This is a genomic window from Streptomyces sp. NPDC001787 (genome assembly GCF_040297465.1).
Taxonomy (GTDB): domain Bacteria; phylum Actinomycetota; class Actinomycetes; order Streptomycetales; family Streptomycetaceae; genus Streptomyces.
In genome coordinates this window covers 30,369-55,324 of record NZ_JBEOZE010000031.1, presented here as the reverse complement: position 1 = coordinate 55,324, position 24,956 = coordinate 30,369, and the positions used below count along the sequence as shown (strand labels likewise).

The window sequence follows — 24,956 nt, the reverse complement described above, 5'->3', positions numbered from 1 at the left end:
CGCACGACGGTCAGATGTGGTCGGCGCACGTCCCGCTGTGGTCGCAGTACGGCGCGTTCCCCGTGCGCCCGCAGCCGCACAGCATCACCCGGGTCTCGCGCCGGGGGCCGTCGAGGGTGTCCACCAGCAGATCCCCGCGCAGATGGAGTACGCCGTCGGCGTGCAGGGAGACATGCGTGGGCACATCGGGGACCTCGTCGGGCAGACCGTCGGTGCGGTGGTACTGGAGGGCTCCGCTCGGGCAGCGGCGGATGACGTCGGCCACCTCGTCGGCGGAGGCGTTGGCCGGCATGATCCACGGCTTGCGCCCGACCTCGAACACGGAGGGCAGCCCGTGCACGCATTCGGCGGCGTGCAGACAGCGGTGGGCGTCGTAGCTCACGGTGATGCCCTCGCCGTCGTACGACCTGGCGGCGGGGTGCGGGGGCGGTTCACTGGTCACGGTTCCACCCTCACCCCGGCCGGGCCGGCCCGCTACTTGAACGGAGCCGGCCTCACCTCCGGACGGCCCGCCCGCACGGGATTCATGGCGAAGACGTGGGTGCGCCGTGTTGTCCGTGTGAGGCCGCTTTCTTTTCTTTTTTGCAGTGTGACTAATATCTATGTGTCGAAGTTCTCAACGGATTTGACCAGTCGTGAGGCTGGTACCCATCGTCAAGGAGCTAGCCCTGCGCACGCGCGCGTCTCGGCGGACCGACTCGACCACCATGTCGCTGCGGACAGCCCTGCTCGTACTGGCCATCGTCCCCGGTGTCGCACTGGCAGCCCTCTGGGCCGTCACCAGTGGACAGACACTGCTCGACTTTCAACGCCAGGCAGCCCAGGGACAGTTGGCCGAGAAGGCCGGCCAGCCGTCCAATATCGTGTATTACAACCTGCAGGAGGAGCGGCGGCTCAGCGCCGAGGCTCTCGCCCGCCCCGGAGGTTCCACCGACGCTCTGGAGCGTCAGCGCAAGCTCACCGACGACGCGATCGACACCTTCCGGTCCTTCTCCGACGTGTCCACGGACGATGCTCCCGCCGAGGTCCGGGACGCCGTCGCCAAGGCCCGCGAGGAGATCAACCAGCTCCCCGCCCAGCGGACCCTGGTCGACCAGGGCGACAACAAGCAGCAGACCGTGGTGTACGACTACTACACCGATCTGATCGCTGTGGACCTCAAGCTCTTCTCCGCCCTCAGCCATGTGGACAACGGCCGGGTGACCACGCTGTCACAGCCGCTCGTCGACCTGTTCTGGACCAAGGAGATGATCTCCCGTTCGGACGCGATCCTGGCCCGCGGCTGGCCCAAGGGGAAGCTGAGCGTCGAGGACCTCCAGCAGCTGCGCCAGGAGGTGTCCGGCCAGTCCTTCCAGTACGGCACCAAGGTCGTGCCCTACCTCCCCGACGAAGAGCGGGCGATGTGGCGGGAGATCACCGGCAGCGAGGCGTGGAAGGCCAAGACGGCGGTCGAGGAGCAGGTCCTGCGGCCCGCCTCCCCCGACGACGCGGGCATGGTGGCCCTCGGCACGGAGCAGAAGACCTGGCGCGGGGCGATGGACGACCTCACCCCCCAGCTGGTGGACCTGCTGGAGCACCGCACCGCGCTGGTCGTCGAGGAGGGCAAGGGCACCGTGATGTCCCTGCTCCTCAAGATGGCGCTCACCACCGTGATCGGTCTGGCCGCCGTGATCGCGGTCATCGTGACCACCTGGCGCCTCACCCGTAACCTGCGCCGCCGGATCGGCCGCCTCCAGGAGCGGGCCGAGGAGCTGGAGAAGACCCTCCCCGATGTCGTCGAACGGCTCGGCCAGGGCGAGAAGATCGATGTCGAGGCCGAAGCACGCGCGATCGAGCCGGAGAACGCCGACGGCAGGGCCGACGAGCTCACCCAGCTCGGCGACGCGCTCAACCTGGCGCGCACCAGCGCGCTGAACGCCGCCGTCAAACAGGCCGACCAGCACCGCGGCTTCGAGCGGCTGCTCCAGCGCATCGCCCGCCGCACCCAGCAGCTGATCGGCCAGCAGCTGAAGAAGCTGGACGAGCTGGAGCGCAAGCACGAGGACCCGGAGGTGCTGGACGGGCTCTTCGACCTGGACCATCTGACCGCGCGCCTGCGGCGGTACGAGGAGAACCTCGTGATCCTCGCCGGCGGCTCCCCGCACCGGCGCTGGCGCAAGCCCGTACCGCTGCTGGACGTCATGCGTTCGGCGCAGGGCGAGGTGCAGGACTACCGCCGGGTGGTGCTGGATCTCGACGGCGCCCCGTGGCTGGCCGAACGGGCCATCGGTCCGGTCTCCCATGTGCTGGCCGAGCTGATCGAGAACGCGCTGACCTTCTCCCGGCCGCCGAGCCCGGTCGAGGTCCGGGCCGCCAAGGTGAGCCGGGGCCTGGCCATCGAGGTCGAGGACCGCGGTCTCGGGATGGACGAGAGCCAGCTGGCCGAGGCCAATGAGCTGATGAGCCGGCCGCCCCGGATGGACGTCCTCGCACACGCCGACGACATCCGGCTCGGTCTCTATGTGATCGCCCGCCTCGCGGACCAGCACGGTCTGCGGGTCGAGTTCCGGCCGTCCGCCTTCGGCGGTACGCGGGTCGTCGTCCTGGTCCCCGACGAGCTGACGGTCCCCGATCCGTCCGCCGGACCCGTGGCTGTGCCGTCGGCCGCCGGGACCCCCTCCCCGCAGGACCGGCCCGCGGCGCCCGCCGCCGCTCCCGGCGCCCTGCCCACCCGGGTTCAGGGCAGGGCGATGGCCGGGGTCACCGCTCTGGTCGACCACGCCGCCGCCCGCGCCGAACGTCCGGCCCCCTCCGGCCGGCCGGACCTGCCGGGCCGGCCCGAGCAGCCCGAGCAGCCCGGTCCGTTCGCCGCCCCCGGGCAGCCGTACACCGCCGCGCAGAACCCGTACGAGGCCGGCCCGCGGTCCTACGGCGGCGCCGAGGGCGCGTACTCCGTACCGGAGCAGCCCTGCACGTCGCCCGAGGAGACGTACTCCCCGTCCGACCAGCCGTACGTGTCGCCCGAGCAGTCCTACGGTCCGGACGGGCAGCCGTACGCCTCCGGATCCTCCTACCCGGCCGCCGGTTCCGGTGCCGGGTCCGGCTACCCGCCGCCGGAGAGCCCGTACGCCGGGGAGCCGGGCGGCTACGCCCCGGCCGAGGACCCGTACGCGGCGCAGGAGCAGCCGTACATGACGGCCGCGGGGCAGTACCCGGTGCCGGGCCACCCGTACGCGTCCGCGGAGGACCCGTACCCGGCGTCCGAGCCGGCGTTCCCGGAGCCCGCGTTCCCGGAGCCGTCGTTCCCGGAACCCTCGTACTCCGAGCCGTCGTACTCCGAGCTGTCGCCGTCCGAGCCGTACACGGAGCGCGGTCCCGTCACCCCGCTGCCCACAACGGTGTCCGAACACCCGGCCCTCCCCCCGGCACCGGCGCCCGCGGAGTCCGGTGGGGAGCCCCCGCTCCCGCGCCGGGTCCGCCAGGCCAGCCTGGTGGACGAGCTGCGGATCGACCCGGCCGCCCGGCCCGCCGTACCCAGGCCCCCGAGCTGGGACGAGAACCCGCTGCTCCGGCCGGCCCCCCGCCGGGCCGGAGCCGCGATCGGGGCGTTCCAGCGGAGGTCGCGCGCGGCACGCGCGGCCGAGGACCCGCAGGCACGGCCCGAATCCCCCTCAGCCCCCCTTTCCACGAGAGAAGAACGGTCATGACACGCACAACGGCCACCCTCCAGGATCTCGACTGGCTGCTCGACGGTTTGGTGGACTCGGTGGCCGAGACGCTGAACGCCGTACTGCTGTCCGACGACGGGCTGGTGGTGAGCCATTCGCGCACCATCGACCGCGCCGACGCGGAGCGGCTGGCCGCCATCTGCACCGGTCAGCAGAGCCTCGCCCGGGGTGTCGGCCAGCTGTTCAACGGTGGTTCCGTCCACCAGGTCATCGTCGAACTGGCCGACCTGTGGCTTTTCATCATCACGGCGGGCCAGGGCACCCATCTGGCCGTGGTCGCCTCGCAGGAGGTGGACGCCGAGGTGATGTCCCTGGCCATGCACAACCTGGTCCAGCAGGTCGGCCAGAAGCTCAGCGCGCCGGTGCGCGGTGACTTCGACGCCTTCGGTACCGGGGACGGGCAGCGGGTGTGACGCCCTACTGGGACGAGGAGCCGGAGGAGGACGGCGCGGGCACCATGGTCCGCCCGTACACCATCACCCGGGGCCGGACCGCTCCCGAGCGCGACGACTTCACCCTCATCACCGTGCTGACGACCGCGGACGACCCGCGGGACGTCCACGGCGTTCCCCTGCGGGCGGGCAGGCTCCAGCCGGAGCACCGCATGATCCTGGACCGCTGCCGCCGCCCGGCGGCGGTCGCCGAGGTCTCCGCCGACCTCGATCTGCCGGTCTCGGTGACCAAGATTCTGCTGGCGGATCTGGTCTCCCAGGGCCTGCTGCTGGCCCGTGCCCCGCTGTCGGTGGCACGGGCGTCCGGCGGGGCCCAGATGGGCCTGCTGGCCGCTGTACGTGACGGACTCCGGAGACTCTGAACCAAGATGACAACCCCTCAGACCGCGCCCAGCGCCGTCAAGATCCTCATAGCCGGCGGCTTCGGTGTCGGAAAGACCACCCTGGTGGGAGCCGTCAGCGAGGTCGCGCCCCTGCGCACCGAGGAGTACCTGACCAAGGCCAGCATCGGAGTGGACGACCTGGCCGGTGTCGGCCAGAAGGACACCACCACCGTGGCCCTGGACTTCGGGCGGATCACGGTCAGCCCGGAGCTGGTGGTGTACCTCTTCGGGACCCCCGGCCAGGAACGCTTCTGGTTCATGTGGAACGACCTGGTCAACGGGGCGCTCGGCGGTGTCGTGATCGCCGACACCCGGCGCCTGGACACCAGTTTCGCCTCGATCGACTTCTTCGAGAGCCGGGACATCCCGTTCGTCGTGGCGATCAACTGCTTCCACGGTCACAACACCCGTACCACCGAGGAGATCCGGGCCGCGCTCGACCTCGACCCGCATGTCCCGCTGCTGATCGGCGATGTGCGCGAGCGGCCGTTCGGACGCGATGTGCTGCTGGCCCTGGTGGACCACCTGATGAGCCTGCCCGCGGCGGCCGGCTGACCCGCAGCCCCTCCCCCCTTCTTCTCTGTACCTCTTCTCTTCACCCCTTCGTATCGGAGATCCGAGATGGCATCACCCCTGCGCGTACTGATCCACGGCGGCGGGATCGGCGGACTGACCCTCGCCGTCGCGCTGGCCCGGCGCGGTCACACCGTCGAGGTCGTCGAGCTGCGCGACGAGCTGGACGCGCTCGGCGTCGGCATCATCCAGCCCTCCAACGCCCTGCACGTCATGCGGGAGATCGGGGTGCTCGACGCCTGTGTGAAGGCGGGCTTCGAGTGGGAGGTGCTGACGATCTGCGACCCGGCCGGCGCCACGCTCGCCAGGATCCCGCAGCCGCGGATGGGCGATGCCCCCTCCAACAACGGCATACCGCGCCCCGCCCTGGCCGAGGTGCTCGGCCGTGCCGCGACGGCCGCCGGGGTGCCGGTCCGCTTCGGCGCGACGATCACCGGGCTGGCCGACGACGGCTCCGGGGTGGATGTGACCCTGTCCGACGGCTCGTCCGCCCGCTGGGACCTGGTCGTGGGCTTCGACGGCATCGGCTCGCCCCTGCGCACCCGGCTCTACGGCGACCGCTTCCGGCCCGAGTACACGGGCTTCGCCAACTGGCGGGTCACCGTGCCCCGTCAGCCCGAGGTCCGGGGCGTCGTGATGAGCACGGGCAATCAGGCCGCGAAGGCGCTGCTGACCCCGATCACGGACGAACTGATGTATCTGGGGGCGGTGTTCGCCGAGGCCGAGGACTTCCGGCCGGACCCGGAGCGGGCGCACGAGCAGCTCACGGAGCGGCTGGCCGGGTTCTCCGGGCCGGTCGCCGAGGCGCTGCGCCACGTCACCGACCCGCGGGCCGTGGTGTACTCGCGGATCTCGCAGGTGACGGTCGAGGAGCCGTGGCACGTGGGCCGGGTCGTGCTGGCCGGTGACGCCGCGCACGCCAGCACCCCGCATCTGGCGCAGGGCGCGGCGATGGCCGTCGAGGACGCGCAGGTGCTGGCCGAGTCGCTGGACGCCGAGGACGACGTCGCCGCGGCGCTCACCGCCTGGGAGGCCCGGCGCAGGCCGCGCGCCATGTGGGTGCAGAACATGTCGCGGGCGATCCTGAAGCAGGAGACCGGCAACGCGACGACGCCCGAGGAGGACGAGCTGCTGAAGGTCGGTATTCCGGGGGCCGCCCACGTGCTGGTCAAGCCGTACTGATCCGCGGTACGCCGCGGTGGGCGGGCCCGGCCGGACCGGTCCGCCCACCGCCGCGTTCAGGGCAGCACGGCGATCCCGTCGAGCTCCACCAGGGCCTGTTCGTCCCAGAGCCTGACCGTGCCGATCACCGCCATCGCGGGATAGTCCCGCCCGGCCAGGCTCCGCCAGACCCGGCCCAGTTCACCGGCGTGGGCGCGGTAGTCGGCGATGTCGGTGGCGTACACCGTGACCCGTACCAGGTCCGCGGGGGCGCCGCCCGCCGCGCGCAGGGCGGTGAGCAGATTGGTGAGCGCCGTCGCGAACTGCTCGGGCAGCGTGGTTCCGATGATCTTGCCGTCGGGGTCGAGGGCGGTCTGCCCGGCGAGGAAGACCAGCTGTCCGCCCTCGGCCGTGACGGCGTGCGAGAAGCCGGTGGGCGGGGCGAGTTCGGCGGGGTTGATGCGTTGGACAGGGCTCATACGGGCGGCTCCTGGGTCGGACGGGCGTACAGCTCCTTGGCGATGATCGTGCGCTGCACCTCGCTGGCGCCCTCGTAGATCCGGGGCGCGCGGACCTCCCGGTAGAGGTGTTCCAGGAGATGGCCGCGGCGCAGTGCGCGGGCGCCGTGCAGTTGGACGGCCGCGTCCACGACGTACTGCGCGGTCTCGGTGGCGTAGAGCTTGGCCATGGCCGCGCGCCGGGGCACACCCGGTTCGCCCGCGTCGTGGGCGGCGGCGGCCGCGTACACCAGGAGCCGGGCGGCCTCGGTGCGGGTGGCCATCTCGGCGACCTGGTGGGAAACCGCCTGGAGGTCCCGCAGCGGGCCGCCGAACGCGGTGCGTACGGAGGTGTGGTCCAGGGTCGCGTCGAGGGCGGCCCGCGCCATGCCGACGGCGAAGGCCCCCACGCTCGGCCGGAACAGGTTGAGGGTGTTCATCGCGACCCGGAAGCCCCGGTCCGGTTCGCCGAGCAGGTCGTCGGCGGTGACGGGTACGCCGTCGAAGTCCAGGGTGCCCAGCGGGTGCGGGGAGAGCATGTCGAGGGCCGTTCCGGTGAGTCCGGGGCGGTCGGCCGGCACCAGGAACGCGGTGACACCACGGGCTCCGGCGCCCTGCGTCGTGCGGGCGAAGACGGTGTAGAAATCGGCTTCGGGGGCGTTGGAGATCCAGCATTTTCCCCCGGTCAGCCGCCAGCCGTCCGGTGTGCGGTCGGCCGCCAGCGAGAGGGCCGCGGCATCCGAGCCCGCGCCGGACTCGCTCAGCGCGAAGGCGGCGACGGCACGGCCCGCGCGGACCTGCGGCAGCCAGCGTTCGCGCTGGGCGGCCGTGCCCGCGTGGACGATCGGGGACGCGCCCAGGCCCTGGAGGGCGAGTGCGGTCTCGGCCTCGGTGCAGCCGCGGGCCAGGGACTCCCGGAGCAGGCAGAGGTCCAGGGCGCCGGAGCCGAAGAGCCTGCCGAGCAGGCCCAGCTCCCCCAGCGCGGCGAGGAGCGGACGGTTGACGTGTCCGGGCTCGCCCTTCTCCGCGAGCGGGCGCAGCCGCTCCTCGGCGAGGGTACGCAGCTCTTCACACCATGCGGTTTGTGCCGGATCGAGGGAGAATACCGTCATACCGGCGCCTCTCTTGTCACGTCTTATCGCGGACCGTTGACTACCGTCACCCAAACGATACGCTCCAGAGGCGACAAGGGGGCGATCCTTCATGGAGCCGAATTCCTCGCCGGGTGCGCAGGCGTCCAAGAGCGCCACGCGCATATCGAGCGCGCACACCGATAGCTTTCCCCGTGACCATCTCCCGCCGCCCGCACAGTGGCCCGAGCTGGCACTCGACCGTACGGAGCTGCGCTACCCCGACCGGCTGAACTGCGGCTACGAACTGCTGGACGCCACCATCGGCCATCTGGGCCCCGACCGCCCCGCCTTCCGCACCGACGACGGCACCGTCTGGAGCTACGGTGAGCTGCGGGACCGGGTGGACCGGATCGCCCATGTCCTCACGGACGATCTGGGCGTCTCCCCCGGCAACCGCGTGCTGCTGCGCGGCCCCACCACGCCCTGGCTGGCCGCCTGCTGGCTCGCGGTGATGAAGGCGGGCGCGGTCGCCGTCACCGTACTGGCACAGGCCCGCTCGCAGGAGCTGGCCACCATCTGCTCGCTGGCCCGGGTGAGCCACGCGCTGTGCGACGCGCGCTGCGCCGACGACCTGGTGGACGCCGGGGTCCCAGGAGTGCGGATCACCCTCTACGGCGGGGAGGGTCCGGACGATCTGACCCGGCTCGCCGAGTCGCGCCCCGGCCCCTACCCGGCCGTGGACACCGCCGCCGAGGATGTCGCCCTGATCGCGTTCACCTCGGGGACCACGGGCCGGCCCAAGGGCTGCATGCACTTCCACCGCGACGTACTGGCGGTCGCCGACACCTTCTCCCGCCATGTGCTGCGTCCCGTGCCCGACGACGTGTTCGCCGGCAGCCCGCCGCTCGGCTTCACCTTCGGCCTCGGCGGACTGGTGATCTTCCCCCTGCGGGTGGGGGCCTCGTCGCTGTTGCTGGAGCAGTCGGGCCCCGGGCAGCTGCTGCCCGCGCTGGCCAGACACCGGGTCTCGGTGCTGTTCACCGCGCCGACCGCGTACCGCACGATGCTCGACCGGCTCGACGGCCACGACCTGTCCGCGCTGCGCCGCTGTGTGTCGGCGGGGGAGAATCTGCCCGCCGCGACCTGGCGGTCCTGGTACGAGAGGACCGGGCTGCGCATCATCAACGGCATCGGGGCCACCGAGCTGCTGCACATCTTCATCTCGGCCGCCGACGACGCCATCCGCCCCGGCACCACCGGCGTCCCGGTCCCGGGCTGGGAGGCACGGGTGGTCGACGAGGACGGCGAGGAACTGCCCGACGGCGAACCGGGGCTGCTCGCCGTGCGCGGCCCCGTCGGCTGCCGCTATCTCGCCGACCCCCGGCAGACGCAGTACGTGCGCAACGGCTGGAACATGACGGGCGATACGTACGTCCGTGATCCGGACGGCTACTTCCGCTACGTCGCCCGCGCCGACGACATGATCATCTCCTCCGGCTACAACATCGCGGGCCCCGAGGTGGAGGAGGCCCTGCTGCGCCACCCCGAGGTGACGGAAGCCGCCGTGGTGGGCCGGGACGACGAGCTGCGCGGCCAGATCGTGGTGGCGTACGTGGTCCTGCGGGAGGGTTCCTCGCAGTCGGCGGACTCCCTGCGCGCCCATATGAAAGGCACGCTCGCCCCGCACAAATGCCCACGCGTCTTCGAGTTCACGGCCTCCCTGCCCCGGACCGCGACCGGCAAGCTCCAACGGTTCCGGCTGCGGGAGAACACCGTCCCGCCCCGGTGACACCTCCCGCCCGGCCCGCCCTCCGGGCGGACGGCGCCATGTACCGGACAGCCCCTAGAGTGATCACGTGGCCGAGCTCCATACCCCCCGTTCCCTGATCGTCACCCTCTACGGCGCCTACGGCCGTTCCCCCGGCAACGCCCCGCTGCCGGTGGCCGAGCTGATCCGGCTGCTGGGCGCCGTCGGTGTCGACGCGCCGTCCGTACGCTCCTCCGTCTCCCGTCTCAAACGACGCGAACTGCTGGTCCCGGCCCGTACGGCGGACGGCGCGGCCGGATACGCGCTGTCGGCCGACGCCCGCCAGCTGCTGGACGACGGTGACCGGAGGATCTACCGGCATCCGGCGCCCCGGCTCGCCGAGGGCTGGGTGCTCGCCGTGTTCTCCGTACCCGAGGCCGAGCGCCACAAGCGGCACCTGCTGCGCTCACGGCTGTCCCGGCTGGGCTTCGGCACGGCGGCCCCCGGCGTGTGGATCGCACCCGCCGGGCTGTACGAGGAGACCCGGCACACCCTGGAGCGGCTGGAACTCGCCCCCTACGTGGACCTGTTCCGCGCCCAGCACCTCGGCTTCGCCGCGACACGGGAGTCGGTGGCGCGCTGGTGGGACCTGGACGCCGTCGCCCGGCTCCACCTGGACTTCCTCGCGCGGCACGAACCGGTGCTGCGGGCCTGGGAGGACCGGTCCGCGCAGGACGGTGCCCCCGATCCGCAGGAGGCCTACCGGGACTATCTGCCGGCGCTGGACTCCTGGCGCCGGCTGCCGTACGCGGACCCGGGGCTGCCGGAGGAGCTGTTGCCGAAGGAGTGGCCGGGGGGCCGCGCGGCGGAGGTGTTCGGGCTGCTGCACGAGCGGCTGCGGGATGCCGGGGAGCGGTTCGTACGGCGGTGAGGCGCGGGGCCGGCGGTACGGCGGCGGCGCACGGCGCCGTACCCGCGGCGTACGCCCCGTCCACCGGGCGAAATCCGGATGCCGCGCGGTCCGCGTTCCCGTCAGGATGAAGCATGACCTGGACCTTCACCGATGATGTCGACGCGTTCCTGAACGCGGCCGGAGCCTCGCTCGCCGCCCGCCCCGCCGAGAACACCCTGGTGCTGACCGTCACCGGGACGCTGCGGCGTACCGGCCCGCGTGCCTTTGGCGAGGAGGACCCGTTGCTCGGCTGGTGGCGCGGGGCCGACGGCGAGGTGGCGGGAACGCTGGTGCACACCCCGCCGTATCCGCCGATGCTGCGTTCGGTGGCCCCGGAGGCGCTCGGTCCGCTGGCCGAGGCCCTGAGCCCGACGGCCATCAACGCGGACCGGGCGAGCGCCGAGGTCCTGGCCGCGGGCTGGCCCGGACACCGGGTCGAGCAGGAACAGCGGCTCTACCGGCTGGGGGAGTTGGTCCCGCCCTCGCCCGCGCCGCCGGGCCGGCCCAGGGCGGCCGTCGCCGCCGACCGGCAACTGCTCGTGGCCTGGCACCTGGCGTTCGCGGAGCAGGTCGGCCAGCCGGGCGGCCACGCGGAACGGTTCGTCGACGAGCGGACGGCGGACGGCAGGCTGACCCTGTGGGAGGACGGGGGCGTCGCGGTGTCGATGGCCTGCGTCTCGCCGGAGACCGCGGGAGCGGTGCGGGTGGCGGGTGTGTACACCCCGCCGGAGCACCGGGGCCACGGCTACGCCGCCGCGGTGACGGCGGAGGTCAGCCGGGCGGCGCGGGCGGCGGGTGCGGCCGAGGTCCTGCTGTTCACGGACCTCGCGAATCCGACCAGCAACGGGGTGTACCGGCGCATCGGGTACGAGCCGGTCTCCGACCGGCTGCTGATCAGCGCGCGGGAGACACGATGAGCGCGGACGGGGAGTCCGCGCCGGAGGCCGTCTGGCTGGTCGCGGCCAATGTGGTGCGGTGGCGCCGGTACGGGGATCTCGGCCAGGAACTGCGCCCGGGGACCAAGGCGTACCGGGGCGGCACCAAGGTGTACGTCATCGGCACCCACCCCGGGACGGGCCACCAGCAGCTGACCACCGTGGGGCGCGGCCGGCACACCCGGCGCTTCATCACCATCGACACGGGAACCCGTCATCTGCACACCTTCCGGGCGCAGTTGGTGTACAGCCCGGCCGTGCTGGCACGCGCCGGGAGCACCGGGACGCCGACGGGCACCCAGGAGGGGGCAAAGGAGCTGGCCGCCCTGCTGGAACGGATCGCCCGGGAGGAGCGGCACGCGCATCACGCGGCGCCGCACCCGGTCCCCTGCCGCTGCCACGAGTGCCTGACGGCCGCCGAGGCCCAGGAGACGGGCAGGGTCGCGGAGGCGGGGGCGGACGGGGACGCGGGCCGGGTCAGTCCAGGGTGAGTCTCGGCTTCGGCGCGTCCGTGCGGCCGGTGGGCGGGGGACGGCTGCCCGCCCGGTACGGCAGGGGCCAGGGCGCGGCCGTACCGCTGTAGCCCTGTTCGGCGGCGGCGTGCAGGGTCCAGTGCGGGTCGTACAGATGCGGGCGGGCCAGGGCGCAGAGGTCGGCGCGGCCCGCGAGGAGCAGCGAGTTGACGTCGTCCCAGGAGGAGATGGCGCCGACCGCGATGACGGGGACGCCGACGGTGTTGCGGATGCGGTCGGCGTACGGGGTCTGGTAGGAGCGGCCGTACTCGGGGCGTTCACCGGGGACGACCTGGCCGGTGGAGACGTCGATGGCGTCGGCGCCGTGCGCGGCGAAGGCGCGTGCCACCGTGAGGGCGTCCTCGGCGCTGGTGCCGCCCTCCGCCCAGTCCGTGGCGGAGATCCGGACGGTCATGGGCCGGTCCTGCGGCCAGACGGCGCGGACCGCGTCGAAGACCTCCAGGGGGTAGCGGAGCCGGTTGCCGACCGGGCCGCCGTAGGCGTCGGTGCGGTGGTTGGTGAGCGGGGAGAGGAAACCGGAGAGCAGATAGCCGTGTGCGCAGTGGAGTTCGAGGAGGTCGAAGCCGCAGTGGGCGGCGCGCCGGGCGGCGGCGGTGAACTCGTCGCGGACCGCGTCGAGTCCGGCCCGGTCCAGCGCCCGGGGCAGTTGGCTGACGCCGGTCGCGTACGGGATCGGGGAGGCGGCGGACAGCGGCCAGTTGCCGGTGTCGAGCGGCTGGTCGATGCCCTCCCACATCAGTTTCGTGGAACCCTTGCGGCCGGAGTGGCCGAGCTGGACGCCGATCGCGGCGCCGTCCGCGGACGTGTGCACGAAGTCGGTGATCCTGCGCCAGGCGGCGGCCTGTTCGTCGGTGTACAGACCGGCACAGCCGGGCGTGATACGGCCCTCGGGGCTGACGCACACCATCTCGGTCATGGTGAGACCGGCGCCCCCGAGCGCCCGTGCGCCCAGGTGGACGAGGTGGAAGTCGCCGGGGACCCCGTCGACGGCCGAGTACATGTCCATCGGGGAGACGACGACGCGGTTGCGCAGTTCGAGACCGCGCAGCCGCAGCGGGGTGAACATCGGCGGGGTGCCGGGCGGGCAGCCGAACTCCTCCTCGACGCCGGCGGTGAACGCGGCGTCGCGCAGCCGCAGGTTGTCGTGGGTGACACGGCGGCTGCGGGTGAGCAGGTTGAACGCGAAGCGGCGGGGCGGCTGGTCCACATAGGCGGCCAGTTCCTCGAACCAGCGCAGGCTGGCCGCCGCCGCGCGCTGGGTGGAGGCGACGACCGGGCGGCGCTCCCGCTCGTACGCGGCCAGGGCCATGGGCAGGTCGGGCTGCTCCTCCACGCAGGCGGCGAGCGCGAGGGCGTCCTCGACGGCGAGTTTGGTGCCGGATCCGATGGAGAAGTGCGCGGTGTGGGCGGCATCCCCGATGAGGACCGTGTTGCCGTGCGACCAGTGGGAGTTGACGACGGTGCGGAAGGTGAGCCAGGAGGACTTGTTGGCGCGCAGCGGCCTGCCGTCCAGTGCCTCGGTGAAGGTCTTGGCGCAGTGCGCGACGGACTCGGCGGGGCCGGCGGTGTCGAGTCCGGCGGCCCGCCAGACCTCCTCGCGCATCTCGACGATGACGGTGGAGGCGTTCGCCGCGTAGGGGTAGGCGTGCAGTTGCTGCACGCCGTGCCCGGTCTCGGCGATCTCGAAGCGGAAGGCGTCCAGGGCGAAGTCCGCGGCGAGCCAGATGTAGCGGTTGCGGTGCGTGGTCAGTCGCGGGCCGAAGGCGTCGGCATGGGCCTCGCGGGTGGCGCTGTGCACTCCGTCGGCGGCGATGACCAGGTCGTGGCGGGCCGCGAGTTCGGCGGCCGGGGGCGCCGGGGTGCGGAAGCGGAGGTGTACGCCGAGGGAGGCGCAGCGGGCGTGCAGGATCTCCAGGAGGCGGCGCCGGCCGAGGGCGGCGAAGCCGTGGCCGCCGGAGGTGTGGGTACGGCCCCGGTGGACGATGTCGATGGTGTCCCAGCGGACGAATTCCTCGCTCAGGTGCCGGTACACCACGGGGTCGGCGCTCTCGATGCCGCCGAGCGTCTCGTCGGAGAGGACGACGCCGAAGCCGAAGGTGTCCTCGGGGGCGTTGCGCTCCCAGACGGTGATGTCGCGGTGCGGGTCGAGCCGTTTGAGGAGGGCCGCGGCGTAGAGCCCGCCGGGCCCGCCGCCGATGACCGCTATCCGCTGTGCGGCGGCTGCCACGGCGCTACCGCCCCTGCCACTTCGGCGGCCGCTTCTCGGTGAAGGCGGCATGGAACTCGGCGTAGTCCTGGCCGTGCATCAGCAGTGCCTGGGTCGCCGCGTCCATCTCGACGGCGGCGGCCAGCGGCATGTCGAGTTCGGCGGTGAGCAGGGCCTTGGTCTGGGCGAGCGCGAGGGCGGGTCCATCGGCGAGGCGGCGGGCGAGTTCCGCCGCACGGGCGTCGGCCTGTCCCTCCTCGGCCAGTTCGCTGATCAGTCCGATCCGCTCCGCCTCGGGCGCGCGGACGGCTTCGCCGAGCATCAGCAGCCGGGTGGCGTGGCCGAGGCCGACGACCCGCGGCAGGAGGTAGGCCGCGCCCATGTCACCGCCGGAGAGACCGACCCGGGTGAAGAGGAACGCGAAGCGGGCGGACGGGTCGGCGATCCGGAAATCGGCGGCCAGGGCCAGTACGGCACCCGCTCCCGCGGCGACCCCGTGGACGGCGGCGACGACCGGGAAGGGGCATTCGCGCAGGGCCCGTACGACCTGGCCGGTCATCCGGTTGAAGTCGAGGAGCTCCGCGGTGTCCATCGCGAGCGTGGCCCCGATGATCTCGTCGACGTCGCCGCCGGAGCAGAAGCCACGCCCCTCACCGGCGAGCACGAGGGCGCGTACGGAACGTTCCCTGGAGAGCTCGGCGAGGAGGTCACGCAGGTCGGCGTAGGCGCCGAAGGTGAGCGCGTTGAGTTTTTCCGGGCGGGCGAGAGTGACAGTCGCCACACCGTCCTGTCTGGTCAGCCGCAGATGGCGCCAGTCCTCGGTGCGCGGGGCGGAGCTGGGAAAAGGGCTCATGGAGGCGGTCCCCTTCAGCCGTAGGGCTGCCGGATGGCACTGCGCGGGTCTCGTTCCGCCTTCGAAGCTATCACCCGTACGTGACTACCGTCACGAGGACGCGATACATCGACCATGAGACCGTTGTACCGAAGGTCCCGTTTGTACCGGTCGACCGCCTCTATGTATGCGTCGTTGCCATTCGTAAGGTTGAAACCAGGAAGTCTCACTCCGAGAAGTCCGGGTCCGAGAAGTCCGCCCCAAGGAAGCCCCGCTCCCGAAACGGAACCACGCCGTGCCGCCCGATGTCCCCGTGCCCGCCTCCTGGCGTATCGCCCTGCCGCACTCCACCGCCGCCGTCCCGATCGCCCGCGCCCTCATCCGTACCGCCCTGTCGGACATCGACGCCCCCGCCGACTGCGACACCGCCGAACTCCTCACGGCCGAGCTGGTCGCCAACGCCGTCGAGCACACCGAGGGTCACGGGCCCATCGAACTGGTCGTGGAGCTGATGCCGACCGGCTGCCAGGTCGAGGTCCATGACGGCGACCCGGCCCCGCCGGGCGATCTCTCCCGCCCGCGGCCCGGCAGCGAGCCCGACCCCTGGCAGGAGCACGGCCGCGGCCTGCTCCTGATCCGCACCCTCAGTTCCGCCTGCGGTCACCGCACCACGGAGCACGGCAAGGCGGTCTGGTTCACCCTGCCGGCGATTCCGGCCCAGCCGGGCCCGTCGCCGCTGAGCTGACCAGCCGCGAGCGGCCACGTCCGTAACAGGCGTACAGCAGCGATCCGGCCGCCAGGAAGACCGCGAACTGGACCCAGGTCCTCCAGCCCGTCCCGTACATCAGATACAGGCAGAAGGCGACGCCCAGCACCGGGCTCACGGGGTAGAGCGGCACCCGGAAGCCGCGCTTCAGCCCGGGGTCGCTCCGCCGCAGCACGACCACCGCGACATTCACCGCGACCATGGTGGCCAGCGTGCCGATGGTCGTCAGGCCGACCACGACGTCCAGGGACGAGAAGGCCGCCGGGAGCGCGAAGACGGTCGCCACGATCCAGGTGTTGGCGACCGGGGTGTGGGTCCGGGGCGAGACGCGTTCGAAGACCTGCGGGATCAGCCCGTCCCGGGACATCGACATCAGGATGCGGGTCTGCCCGTACATCACCGCGAGCACCACGGACGCGATCGCGACGACCGCGCCGAAGGCGATGATCCCGCCGCCCACGGTGGATTCGGTGACCTGGTCGACGATCAGCGAGAGCGCGGCCGGCTTGCCGGAGACGGCGTCGGCACCGAGCGCGCCGATGGCCGAGACGGCGACCGCGCAGTAGAGCAGGGTGACCACTCCGATGCAGATCATGATGGCGATCGGGATGTTCCGGCGGGGGTTCTTGACCTCTTCGCCCGCGGTGGTGATGGCGTCGAAGCCGATGTACGAGAAGAACGCCAGCGACGCGCCGGCGGTGACGCCGCCCAGCCCCTGGCCGGCGAACGGTGACAGGTTCCCGTCCTCGAACGCCGTGAACGCGATCGAGCAGAACGCGATCAGGATGCCGATCTTGAGAACCGCCATCGCCGCCGTGGCCGTCGCGCTCTCCCGGATGCCGCGCACCAGCAGGGTGGCGGCCATCATGATCACCACGACGGCGGGCAGATTGATCACGCCGCCGTCGCCCGGCCCGGCGGACAGCGCCGCGGGCAGCTCCAGGCCGACGAGGCTGTCGAGCAGCTCGTTGACGTACTGGCTCCAGCCGACCGCGACCGCGGAGACCGAGACCCCGTACTCCAGCAGCAGGCACCAGCCGACCAGGAACGCGGTGCGCTCCCCCAGCGCCGCGTAGGCGAAGGAGTACGAGCTGCCGGAGACCGGGATCGCACTGCCCAGCTCCGCGAAGGAGAAGGCGGTGAAGACGCAGGTGACAGCGGCGAGGACGAACGACAGCACGACGGCGGGCCCGGCCTCGGCCACGCTGTCGGACAGCCCGACGAAGATTCCGGTGCCGACGATGGCCCCGACCCCGAAACAGACGAGCTGGAACAGGCCCATGGTGCGCCGGAGACCGTGCCCCTCCAGGTCGGCGCCGGACTCGGCGACCAGTTGCTCGGGGCTCTTGCGGCGCAGACCGGAACTCATGGCGGGGGTCTCTTCTCTGGTGGCGCAGGTGACGCGTGTGGGGGGAGCCGGGGCACGGAGTCGTGGGGGACCCCGGGGCGGCACATGGGAATGGGGTCCGAGCGTGCGAGCCCGAACCCCACCAAGAGGCGACATCGTAGCCACCGATACGCATATTCACCCAATCGGGTGCATGATCATGCGACTGCCGGACGTCCGACCACACCGCCCCGCACGGACGCGCCGCCAGGCCGCCCCGCACGGACGCCCCGCACCGGCGCCCCGCACCGATGCCTCGTCGTGCCGCCCCGTCGTGCCGCCTACCGGCCGCCGCCCGCGAGGGTGGCCACGAGGACCGCCTTGATCGTGTGCATCCGGTTCTCCGCCTCGTCGAAGACGACCGAGTGCGCGGACTCGAAGACCTCGTCGCTGACCTCCAGCTCGGCCAGCCCGTGGGCGGTGTGGATCTCCCGGCCGAGCTTGGTGCCGAGGTCGTGGAAGGCCGGGAGGCAGTGGAGGAACTTCACCTCGGGGTTGCCGGTGGCCCGCAGGACGTCCATGGTCACGGCGTACGGCCAGAGGGCCGCGATGCGCTCCGCCCAGACCTCCTTGGGCTCCCCCATGGAGACCCAGACGTCCGTGGCGACGAAGTCGCACCCCTGGACACCTTCGGTGATGTCCTCGGTGAGAGTGACCGAAGCACCGCTGTGCACGGCCAGCTCGCGCGCGCGGGCCACGACGGCCTCCTGCGGCCAGTAGGCCTCGGGGGCCACGATCCGTACGTCCATGCCGAGCAGCGCGCCGGTGATCAGATAGGAGTTGCCCATGTTGAAGCGCGCGTCGCCGAGATAGGCGAAGGCGACCGCGTCCAGCGGCTTCTCGGTGTGCTCGGTCATGGTGAGCACATCGGCGAGCATCTGGGTGGGGTGCCAGTCGTCGGTGAGACCGTTGAAGACGGGGACTCCGCCGAACGCGGCCAGGTCCTCCACCGTCTGCTGGCTGTCACCGCGGTACTCGATGCCGTCGAACATCCGGCCGAGGACGCGGGCGGTGTCCTTCACCGACTCCTTGTGCCCCATCTGCGAACCGGAGGGGTCGAGGTAGGTGGTGGACGCCCCCTGATCCGCTGCGGCCACCTCGAAGGCGCACCGGGTGCGGGTGGAGGTCTTCTCGAAGATCAGCGCGATGTTCCGGCCACGCAGTCGCTGGACCTCTTCGCCCGCCTTCTTCGCGGCCTTGAGCTCGGCGGCCAGGGCGATCAGGCCGCGGAACTCCTCGGCCGTGAAGTCCAGCTCCTTGAGGAAGTGGCGGCCTGCGAGGTCTATGGCCATGGTGACTGCTCCTGGGTCGGGCGTGATCGCGTCATACAGTAACCCTGGAAGTCTATACGACCGCTTGCATTGCTATACAGGATCCCGTTCCACGGGACAGCTCATGCAGCGCGGGCCGCCACGCCCCCGCCCCAGTTCGCTGCCGCGGATCTCGATCACCTCGATGCCCTGCTTGCGCAGAAAGGTGTTGGTGGTGGCGTTGCGCTCGTACGCGACGACGACCCCCGGCTCGACCGCCAGCACATTGCAGCCGTCGTCCCACTGCTCGCGCTCGGCCGCATGAACATCCTGGGTGGCGGTGAGGACCCGGATCGAGTCGAGGCCCAGCGCGGCGGCGATGGCCCGGTGCATGTGCTCGGGCGGATGATCGGTGACCTTCAGGTCGCGGGGGCCGCCACCGGGCTCGATCGTGTACGAGCGGAGCATCCCGAGCCCCGCGTACTGGGTGAAGGTGTCGCCGTCGACCATCGTCATCACCGTGTCCAGGTGCATGAACGCCCTGCGTTTGGGCATGTCGAGCGCCACGATCGTCCGGGCGGACCCGGCGTCGAAGAGCCCCCGGGCCAGCATCTCCACCGCCTGCGGGGTGGTGCGCTCGCTCATCCCGATCAGCACGGCACCCCGGCCGATGACCAGGACGTCGCCGCCCTCGATGGTGGAGGGGTAGTCGTCCTGCCCCTCCGACCAGTGGTGGAACGCACCCGCCTCGGGGCCGGTGAAGAGCGGGTGGTGACGGTAGATCGCCTCGAAGTGCACGGTCTCGCGCTGCCGGGCCGGCCAGCGCATCGCGTTGATCGACACACCGTCGTAGATCCAGGCCGAGGTGTCACGGGTGAAGAGGTGGTTGGGCAGCGGCCCCAGGAGGAAGTCGTCCAGGTCCATCACATGGAAACGGACCGAGGTCGGCTCCGCGTGCCGCTCCAGGAACTCCCGCTTGGTCATCCCGCCGATCAGCGCCTCGGCCAGCTCGGCGGAGGGCAGCTCCTCGAAGGCCGCCCGCAGATGCTCGGTGGCCAGCGGGCCGTACTCCTTCTCGTCGAAGACCCGGTCCAGCACGAGCCGCCGGGCCACCGCGATGTCCAGGGACTCCTGGAGCAGATCACCGAAGAGATGCACGGCCACACCGCGCTCCCGCAGGACGTCGGCGAACCCGTCGTGCTCCTGCCGGGCACGGCGCACCCACAGCACATCGTCGAAGAGCAGTGCCTTCTTGTTGCTGGGGGTGAGCCGCTTCAGCTCCAGATCCGGACGGTGCACTATGACGCGGCGCAGCCGCCCGGTCTCGGAGTCGACATGGAATCCCATGACTCCATCCTCACCGCGCGGAGCGCCGTTCACCCGGCGAATCGCCAACGGGTTCCCGGGCCCCGGTCTACAGCCGGGGGTCCACCGGCTCCGACTCCAGGGCGAGGACCGCGAAGACCGCCTCATGGACCCGCCACAGCGGTTCCCCGTCGGCCAGCCGGTCCAGGGCCTCCAGGCCCAGTGCGTACTCCCGCAGCGCCAGCGAGCGCTTGTGGCCGAGGAACCGGGAGCGCAGCCGCTCCAGATTCTCCGGGCGGGTGTACTCGGGTCCGTAGATGATCCGGAGATACTCCCTGCCGCGCACCTTGATGCCGGGCTGCACGAGACGGCTCTTCCCGTCGCGGACGAGCGCGCCGAGCGGCTTGACGACCATGCCCTCACCGCCGCGCCCGGTCATCTCCAGCCACCAGTCGGTGCCGGAGCGGACCGAGTCGTCGTCGCCGGTGTCGACGACGAGCCGGCGGGTGACCTGGAGCAGCCCGGTCGGGTCGTGCTCGACCAGCCGGTCGAGCCAGGCCAGCTGCTCGTCGTGCGGTACGGAGGCGAGCGAGCGGCCCTGCACGGCGAGGATCTGGAACGGTGCCAGGCGCACCCCGTCCAGTCCCTCGGTGCCCCAGCAGTAGCGGCGGTAGGACCGGGTGAACGCTGCCGCGTCCTCGGCCCGTCCGCGCTGCCGCCCGGCGAGGTCCGTCACATCGACGCCCCGGGCGGACGCCGCGTCCAGGGCCGCGAGGGCCGGGGGCAGGACCGCACCGGAGGCGGCGCCGACCGCGGCGTACTGCGAGCGCAGCAGCCCGGCGGCCTTGAGCGACCACGGCATCAGCTCGGCGTCGAGGAGCACCCAGCCGGTGTCCCACTCCTCCCACAGCCCGGCGGCGGTGACGGCGCCGCGCAGCCGGCCGAGCACCGCCTCGGTGAGCTCCTCGTCGTCGAAGAACGGCCGCCCGGTACGGGTGTGCAGCGCCCCGGTCGGGCCGTCGACCCCGAAGCGCTCCCGGGCCGCCTCGGCGTCCCGGCAGACCAGGGCCACGGCGCGCGAACCCATGTGCTTCTCCTCGCACACGACCTTGGCGACGCCGTCCGCCCGGTACTGGGCGAAGGCCTCGGCCGGGTGCTCCAGGAAACCGTCCTCCCGGGAGGTGGCGGTCGGCGCCATGGTCGGCGGGAGGTAGCCGAGGAGCTGCGGGTCGACGGCGAACCGGCTCATGACTTCGAGCGCCGCCGCCGCGTTCTCCTCGCGCACGGCGACCCGGCCCATGTGCCGGGTCTCCACGATCCGGCGGCCCTGCACATCGGCGATGTCCAGCGGGCGGCCCTCCCGCCCGCCGGGGGCCTCCGTGGTGAGCGGCCTGGACGGCTCGTACCAGACCTTCTCCGCCGGTACGTCGACGAGTTCGCGCTCCGGCCAGCGCAGCGCGGTCATCCTCCCGCCGAAGACCGCGCCCGTGTCGAGGCAGATGGTGTTGTTGATCCAGGAGGTGCTGGGCACGGGGGTGTGGCCGTAGACGACGGTGGCCCGGCCCCGGTACTCCTCCGCCCACGGGTAGCGCACGGGCAGCCCGAACTCGTCGGTCTCGCCGGTGGTGTCGCCGTACAGCGCGTGCGAACGGACCCGCCCGGAGGTGCGCCCGTGGTACTTCTCGGGCAGCCCGGCATGGCAGACGACGAGCTTTCCGCCGTCCAGGACATAGTGGCTGACGAGCCCGTCGATGAACTCCTTGACCTGTCCGCGGAATTCCGGGTGCTCGGCGTCCTCGCGGTCCAGCTGCTCGATGGTCTCGGCGAGGCCGTGGGTGTGCTGGACGTTGCGGCCCTTGAGATAACGGCCCAGCTTGTTCTCGTGGTTGCCCGGTACGCACAGGGCGTGGCCGGCCGACACCATGGACATCACGCGGCGCAGCACACCGGGGCTGTCGGGTCCCCGGTCGACGAGGTCGCCGACGAAGACGGCCGTACGCCCTTCGGGGTGCGCGCCGTCGATGTAGCCGAGCTTGGCGAGCAGGGTGTCCAGCTCGGAGCGGCAGCCGTGGATGTCACCGATGATGTCGAAGGGTCCGGTGAGGTGGCGTAGGTCGTTGTAGCGGCGCTCCAGCACCACTTCGGCGTGCTCGGCCTCCTCCTCGGTGCGCAGGACGTGCACCTTGCGGAAGCCCTCGCGCTCCAGGCCGCGCAGGGATCGGCGCAGCTCGCGGCGGTGCCGCTGGATGACGTGCCGGGGCATGTCGGCGCGGTCGGGGCGTGCGGCGTTGCGCGCGACGCAGACCTCTTCGGGCAGGTCGAGCACGATGGCGATGGGCAGGACGTCGTGCTCCCGGGCCAGCCGCACCAGTTCCCGGCGGCTCTCGGACTGGACGCTGGTGGCGTCGACGACGGTCAGCCGGCCGGCCGCGAGACGCTTGCCCGCGATGTAGTGCAGCACGTCGAAGGCGTCGCGGCTGGCGCTCTGGTCGTTCTCGTCGTCGGCGACGAGGGCACGGCAGAAGTCGGAGGAGATGATCTCGGTGGGCTTGAAGTGCTTGCGGGCGAACGTGGACTTGCCCGAGCCACTGGCCCCGATGAGGACGACGAGGGAGAGGTCGGTCACCGGCAGGGTGCGAGAGGTACTGGTCATGCGGCTTCCGCCTCCTTCTTGTTCTTGTTCTCGGCCGGCTTGTCGCCGACGGCCGCTGTCGTGGTGAAGACGGCCAGCTGTGTGGGCGGTCCGACCTCGGGGTCCTCGGGCCCGACGGGCTCGAACACGACGGTGTAGCCGTGCCGCCCGGCGACCTTCTCCGCCCAGGCCCGGAATTCCGCCCTGGTCCACTCGAAACGGTGGTCGCCATGGCGGACGTGCCCGGCCGGCAGGGTCTCCCAGCGGACGTTGTACTCGACGTTCGGCGTGGTCACCAGCACCGTCCGGGGGCGGGCCGAACCGAATACCGCGTACTCCAGCGCGGGCAGGCGGGGCAGGTCCAGGTGCTCGATGACCTCACTGAGCACCGCGGCGTCATAGCCCCCCAGCCGCTTGTCGGTGTAGGTCAGCGAGCCCTGGCGGAGGGTGACCCGGCCGGCCTGCCGCTCCCCCAGCCTGTCCAGCTTCAGCCGCCGCGAGGCGATGGTGAGAGCGCGCATGGACACATCCACGCCGACGATCTCCGTGAAGCGGGTGTCCTTGAGCAGCGCCTGGACCAACTGGCCCTGGCCGCAGCCCAGGTCGAGCACCCGGCTCGCCCCCGCGGAGCGCAGCGCCTCAAGGATCGCCGTACGGCGCTGCTCGGCGAGCGGCACCGGCTTCTCCTCGGTGTCCTCGGTCTCGTCCACGGCGTTGTCGACATGGTCCACGTCGAGGTCGTCCGACTCGGCCAGCCGCACCAGTTCGAGTGCCTGCGCGGCCTGCCGGGTCAGGCTCCAGCGACGGGACAGATAGCGGCTGGTGATCAGCTTCCGCTCGGGATGGTCGGCCAGCCAGCCCGCACCCGCCCGCAGCAGTTTGTCGACCTCGTCGGGCGCGACCCAGTAGTGCTTGGCGTCGTCGAGCACCGGCAGCAGGACATACAGCTGGCGCAGCGCGTCCGCCAGCCGGAGTTCGCCCTCCAGCAGGAGCCGCACATAGCGCGAGTCGCCCCACTGGGGGAACTCCTCGTCCAGCGGTACGGCCTCGGCCTCCACCCGGGTCCAGCCGAGCGGGCCGAAGAGCTTGTGGACCAGCTCCGCACCGCCGCGCGCGGGCAGCGCGGGCACCTCGACGCGCAGCGGCAGGGGCTCCCCGGCCCGCTCCGGCATGGCCCGGCAGGCCCCGTTGAGTGCGGACTTGAAGACCGCGGACATGGCGACGGCCAGCAGCGAGGACGCCGCGTAGGGACGGTCGTTGACGTACTGCGCGAGCGCCGCGTCGGGCGCACCGCCCCGGCCCTTGCCCTTTCCGCGCCGCACCAGCGCCACCGGATCCACCTCCAGCAGCAGTGCGGCCGTGCAGCGCTCGGCGGACGCCTCGGGGTAGAAGACGTGCGCGATGCCGTGCGAGGTGGAGAACGACTGCGCCTTGTCGGGATGCTTGTGCAGCAGGAAGCCGAGGTCGGTCGCGGGTCGTTCCGGGGTGCCGGTCGTGCTGATTGTCAGGAACACCCGTCCGAGTATGGTCCTCCGGCACCTGCCCGACCAGGCATTTTCGCCGCGGCAGCAGGGCCGTTCGCCACCGCGGAACCCGCACTCGGCGCCGGAGGACATGTCATCGCCCCAGTTGGCCGGCCAGCTCCGCGATGCGCGCCGGTCCCACCCGGCAGCAGCCGCCGACCAGTCGGGCCCCCGCCCTGGTCCACAGCCGCACCCGCTCCGGGTCGAAGGTGCTCGCCCCGGTCCATCCCCGGCCCCCGGCGTCCCACCGCTCCCCGCTGTTCGGATAGACGACGGCCGGCTTGCCGGTCACCTCCGCCGCGAGCCCGACCGCCCGGTCCGCGTCCGCCGGATCGCAGCAGTTGACCCCGACGGCCATCACATGGTCCTGCCCGGCGGCGAGCGCGAAGGCCTCCCGCAGCGGCTGCCCGGCCCGGGTCCGGTCCCCGAGGACGCTGTACGAGAGCCACACCGGAAGCCCGTACTCCCCGGTCACCCGGAGCAGCGCCTCGGCCTCGTCCATGTCGGGCACCGTCTCCAGGGCCAGCGCATCGGGGCCGGCGGCGGCCAGCACGGCCACCCGGGGGCGGTGGAAGGCTTCCAGCTCCCGCACGGAGAGCCCGTACCGCCCCCGGTACTCGCTGCCGTCCGCCGCCATCGCCCCGTAGGGCCCGACCGACGCGGCGATCCAGACCTCCCGTCCCGGGCTCTCCCGCCGTGCCGCGTCGGCGGCCGACCCGGCCAGGTCCACACTGCGGGCCAGCAGCTCCTCGGCGCGGGCCCGTCCGATCCCGTACCGCTCGAAACCCTCGAACGTCGCCTGATAGCTCGCGGTGATGAGCACCTGCGCGCCCGCCCGCACATACGCCAGGTGCGCGGCCTCGATCTGCTCGGGCGCGTCGGCCAGCAGCCTCGCCGACCACAGCGCGTCGGACAGATCGCACCCCTGCGCCTCCAGTTGGTTGGAGAGCCCGCCGTCGAGCAGGACGGGCCCCGCGTCGAGCGCAGCCGCGAGCGTACGGACGGACCGCACAGATACCACTCCCTCTTCTCCGGGGCCGGC

The 24,956-nt window shown here is 72.1% G+C and carries 21 protein-coding genes; 10 read left to right on the top strand and 11 right to left on the bottom strand.

From position 1 onward, the window contains the following. Positions 1-10: 10 nt before the first annotated feature. Positions 11-442, bottom strand: a complete 432-nt coding sequence (locus tag ABT170_RS32160) for a (4Fe-4S)-binding protein (protein WP_351873276.1) — start codon at positions 440-442, stop codon at positions 11-13. 193 nt (positions 443-635) lie between these two features. Between ABT170_RS32160 and ABT170_RS32155 the strand changes: the two genes are divergently transcribed. The 5 genes from ABT170_RS32155 (at position 636) to ABT170_RS32135 (ending at position 6,297) form a co-directional block, all read left to right on the top strand. Continuing rightward, positions 636-3,686: a nitrate- and nitrite sensing domain-containing protein gene (locus ABT170_RS32155; protein ID WP_351873273.1), complete on the top strand. Its 3,051-nt coding sequence runs from the start codon at positions 636-638 to the stop codon at positions 3,684-3,686. Beyond that, positions 3,683-4,120: a roadblock/LC7 domain-containing protein gene (locus ABT170_RS32150; protein WP_266924819.1), complete on the top strand. Its 438-nt coding sequence runs from the start codon at positions 3,683-3,685 to the stop codon at positions 4,118-4,120. The genes ABT170_RS32155 and ABT170_RS32150 overlap by 4 nt, the downstream gene beginning before the upstream one ends. Further along, positions 4,117-4,521 (top strand): DUF742 domain-containing protein, encoded by a 405-nt coding sequence (locus tag ABT170_RS32145; RefSeq protein ID WP_443034219.1) that lies wholly within the window; start codon positions 4,117-4,119, stop codon positions 4,519-4,521. Before ABT170_RS32150 ends, ABT170_RS32145 begins: the two co-directional genes overlap by 4 nt. 6 nt (positions 4,522-4,527) lie before the next feature. Then, positions 4,528-5,097, top strand: coding sequence for a GTP-binding protein (locus ABT170_RS32140; RefSeq protein ID WP_266924817.1), 570 nt, complete (start codon positions 4,528-4,530; stop codon positions 5,095-5,097). A 66-nt stretch (positions 5,098-5,163) separates the two neighbouring features. Then, complete coding sequence (locus ABT170_RS32135) at positions 5,164-6,297, top strand: FAD-dependent monooxygenase (protein ID WP_351873269.1); 1,134 nt, start codon at positions 5,164-5,166, stop codon at positions 6,295-6,297. 56 nt (positions 6,298-6,353) lie between these two features. Here the strand turns inward: ABT170_RS32135 and ABT170_RS32130 are convergent, their stop codons facing one another. Next, positions 6,354-6,755, bottom strand: coding sequence for a RidA family protein (locus tag ABT170_RS32130; protein WP_329940857.1), 402 nt, complete (start codon positions 6,753-6,755; stop codon positions 6,354-6,356). Then, complete coding sequence (locus ABT170_RS32125) at positions 6,752-7,885, bottom strand: acyl-CoA dehydrogenase family protein (RefSeq protein ID WP_351873266.1); 1,134 nt, start codon at positions 7,883-7,885, stop codon at positions 6,752-6,754. Before ABT170_RS32125 ends, ABT170_RS32130 begins: the two co-directional genes overlap by 4 nt. Positions 7,886-7,976: 91 nt before the next feature. Here ABT170_RS32125 and ABT170_RS32120 point away from each other — a divergent pair, with 91 nt between their 5' ends. From ABT170_RS32120 to ABT170_RS32105, 4 genes are all read left to right on the top strand, one after another. Beyond that, complete coding sequence (locus ABT170_RS32120; RefSeq protein WP_329940859.1) at positions 7,977-9,635, top strand: AMP-binding protein; 1,659 nt, start codon at positions 7,977-7,979, stop codon at positions 9,633-9,635. A 67-nt stretch (positions 9,636-9,702) separates the two neighbouring features. Then, the gene (locus tag ABT170_RS32115) at positions 9,703-10,524 is read left to right on the top strand and encodes a PaaX family transcriptional regulator (RefSeq protein ID WP_329940860.1); all 822 of its coding nucleotides are present in this window, start codon (positions 9,703-9,705) and stop codon (positions 10,522-10,524) included. Between the two features lie 113 nt (positions 10,525-10,637). Then, positions 10,638-11,462 (top strand): GNAT family N-acetyltransferase, encoded by an 825-nt coding sequence (locus ABT170_RS32110; RefSeq protein WP_351873262.1) that lies wholly within the window; start codon positions 10,638-10,640, stop codon positions 11,460-11,462. Next, positions 11,459-11,971 (top strand): hypothetical protein, encoded by a 513-nt coding sequence (locus ABT170_RS32105; protein WP_329940862.1) that lies wholly within the window; start codon positions 11,459-11,461, stop codon positions 11,969-11,971. The genes ABT170_RS32110 and ABT170_RS32105 overlap by 4 nt, the downstream gene beginning before the upstream one ends. Here the strand turns inward: ABT170_RS32105 and ABT170_RS32100 are convergent. Further along, entirely contained in the window at positions 11,958-14,291 is a 2,334-nt protein-coding gene (locus ABT170_RS32100) for a bifunctional salicylyl-CoA 5-hydroxylase/oxidoreductase (RefSeq protein WP_329940863.1), read from the bottom strand. The two genes, ABT170_RS32105 and ABT170_RS32100, sit on opposite strands and share 14 nt — an antisense overlap. After that, complete coding sequence (locus tag ABT170_RS32095) at positions 14,245-15,072, bottom strand: enoyl-CoA hydratase family protein (RefSeq protein ID WP_329940864.1); 828 nt, start codon at positions 15,070-15,072, stop codon at positions 14,245-14,247. The genes ABT170_RS32100 and ABT170_RS32095 overlap by 47 nt, the downstream gene beginning before the upstream one ends. Before the next feature lie 274 nt (positions 15,073-15,346). On the opposite strand from ABT170_RS32095, the gene ABT170_RS32090 reads away from it, so the two are divergent. After that, entirely contained in the window at positions 15,347-15,796 is a 450-nt protein-coding gene (locus ABT170_RS32090) for an ATP-binding protein (protein ID WP_351873257.1), read from the top strand. Here the strand turns inward: ABT170_RS32090 and ABT170_RS32085 are convergent. The 6 genes from ABT170_RS32085 to mmuM all read right to left on the bottom strand — a co-directional run bounded on the left by ABT170_RS32085 (position 15,747) and on the right by mmuM (position 24,926). Beyond that, positions 15,747-17,186: an amino acid permease gene (locus ABT170_RS32085; protein WP_329940866.1), complete on the bottom strand. Its 1,440-nt coding sequence runs from the start codon at positions 17,184-17,186 to the stop codon at positions 15,747-15,749. The two genes, ABT170_RS32090 and ABT170_RS32085, sit on opposite strands and share 50 nt — an antisense overlap. A 299-nt stretch (positions 17,187-17,485) precedes the next feature. After that, complete coding sequence (gene argF / locus ABT170_RS32080) at positions 17,486-18,496, bottom strand: ornithine carbamoyltransferase (RefSeq protein WP_329940867.1); 1,011 nt, start codon at positions 18,494-18,496, stop codon at positions 17,486-17,488. A gap of 72 nt (positions 18,497-18,568) precedes the next feature. Continuing rightward, a complete protein-coding gene (locus ABT170_RS32075; protein WP_329940868.1) occupies positions 18,569-19,801 on the bottom strand; it encodes an arginine deiminase in 1,233 nt (410 codons plus the stop codon). Positions 19,802-19,868: 67 nt separating this feature from the next. Continuing rightward, positions 19,869-22,412 carry a polynucleotide kinase-phosphatase gene (locus ABT170_RS32070; protein WP_329940869.1) on the bottom strand — a complete coding sequence of 848 codons (2,544 nt, stop codon included), beginning with the start codon at positions 22,410-22,412 and terminating at the stop codon, positions 19,869-19,871. Beyond that, positions 22,409-23,905, bottom strand: coding sequence for a 3' terminal RNA ribose 2'-O-methyltransferase Hen1 (locus ABT170_RS32065; RefSeq protein ID WP_351873251.1), 1,497 nt, complete (start codon positions 23,903-23,905; stop codon positions 22,409-22,411). The genes ABT170_RS32070 and ABT170_RS32065 overlap by 4 nt, the downstream gene beginning before the upstream one ends. A gap of 103 nt (positions 23,906-24,008) precedes the next feature. Further along, positions 24,009-24,926, bottom strand: a complete 918-nt coding sequence (mmuM, locus tag ABT170_RS32060) for a homocysteine S-methyltransferase (protein ID WP_329940871.1) — start codon at positions 24,924-24,926, stop codon at positions 24,009-24,011. Positions 24,927-24,956 lie beyond the last annotated feature (30 nt).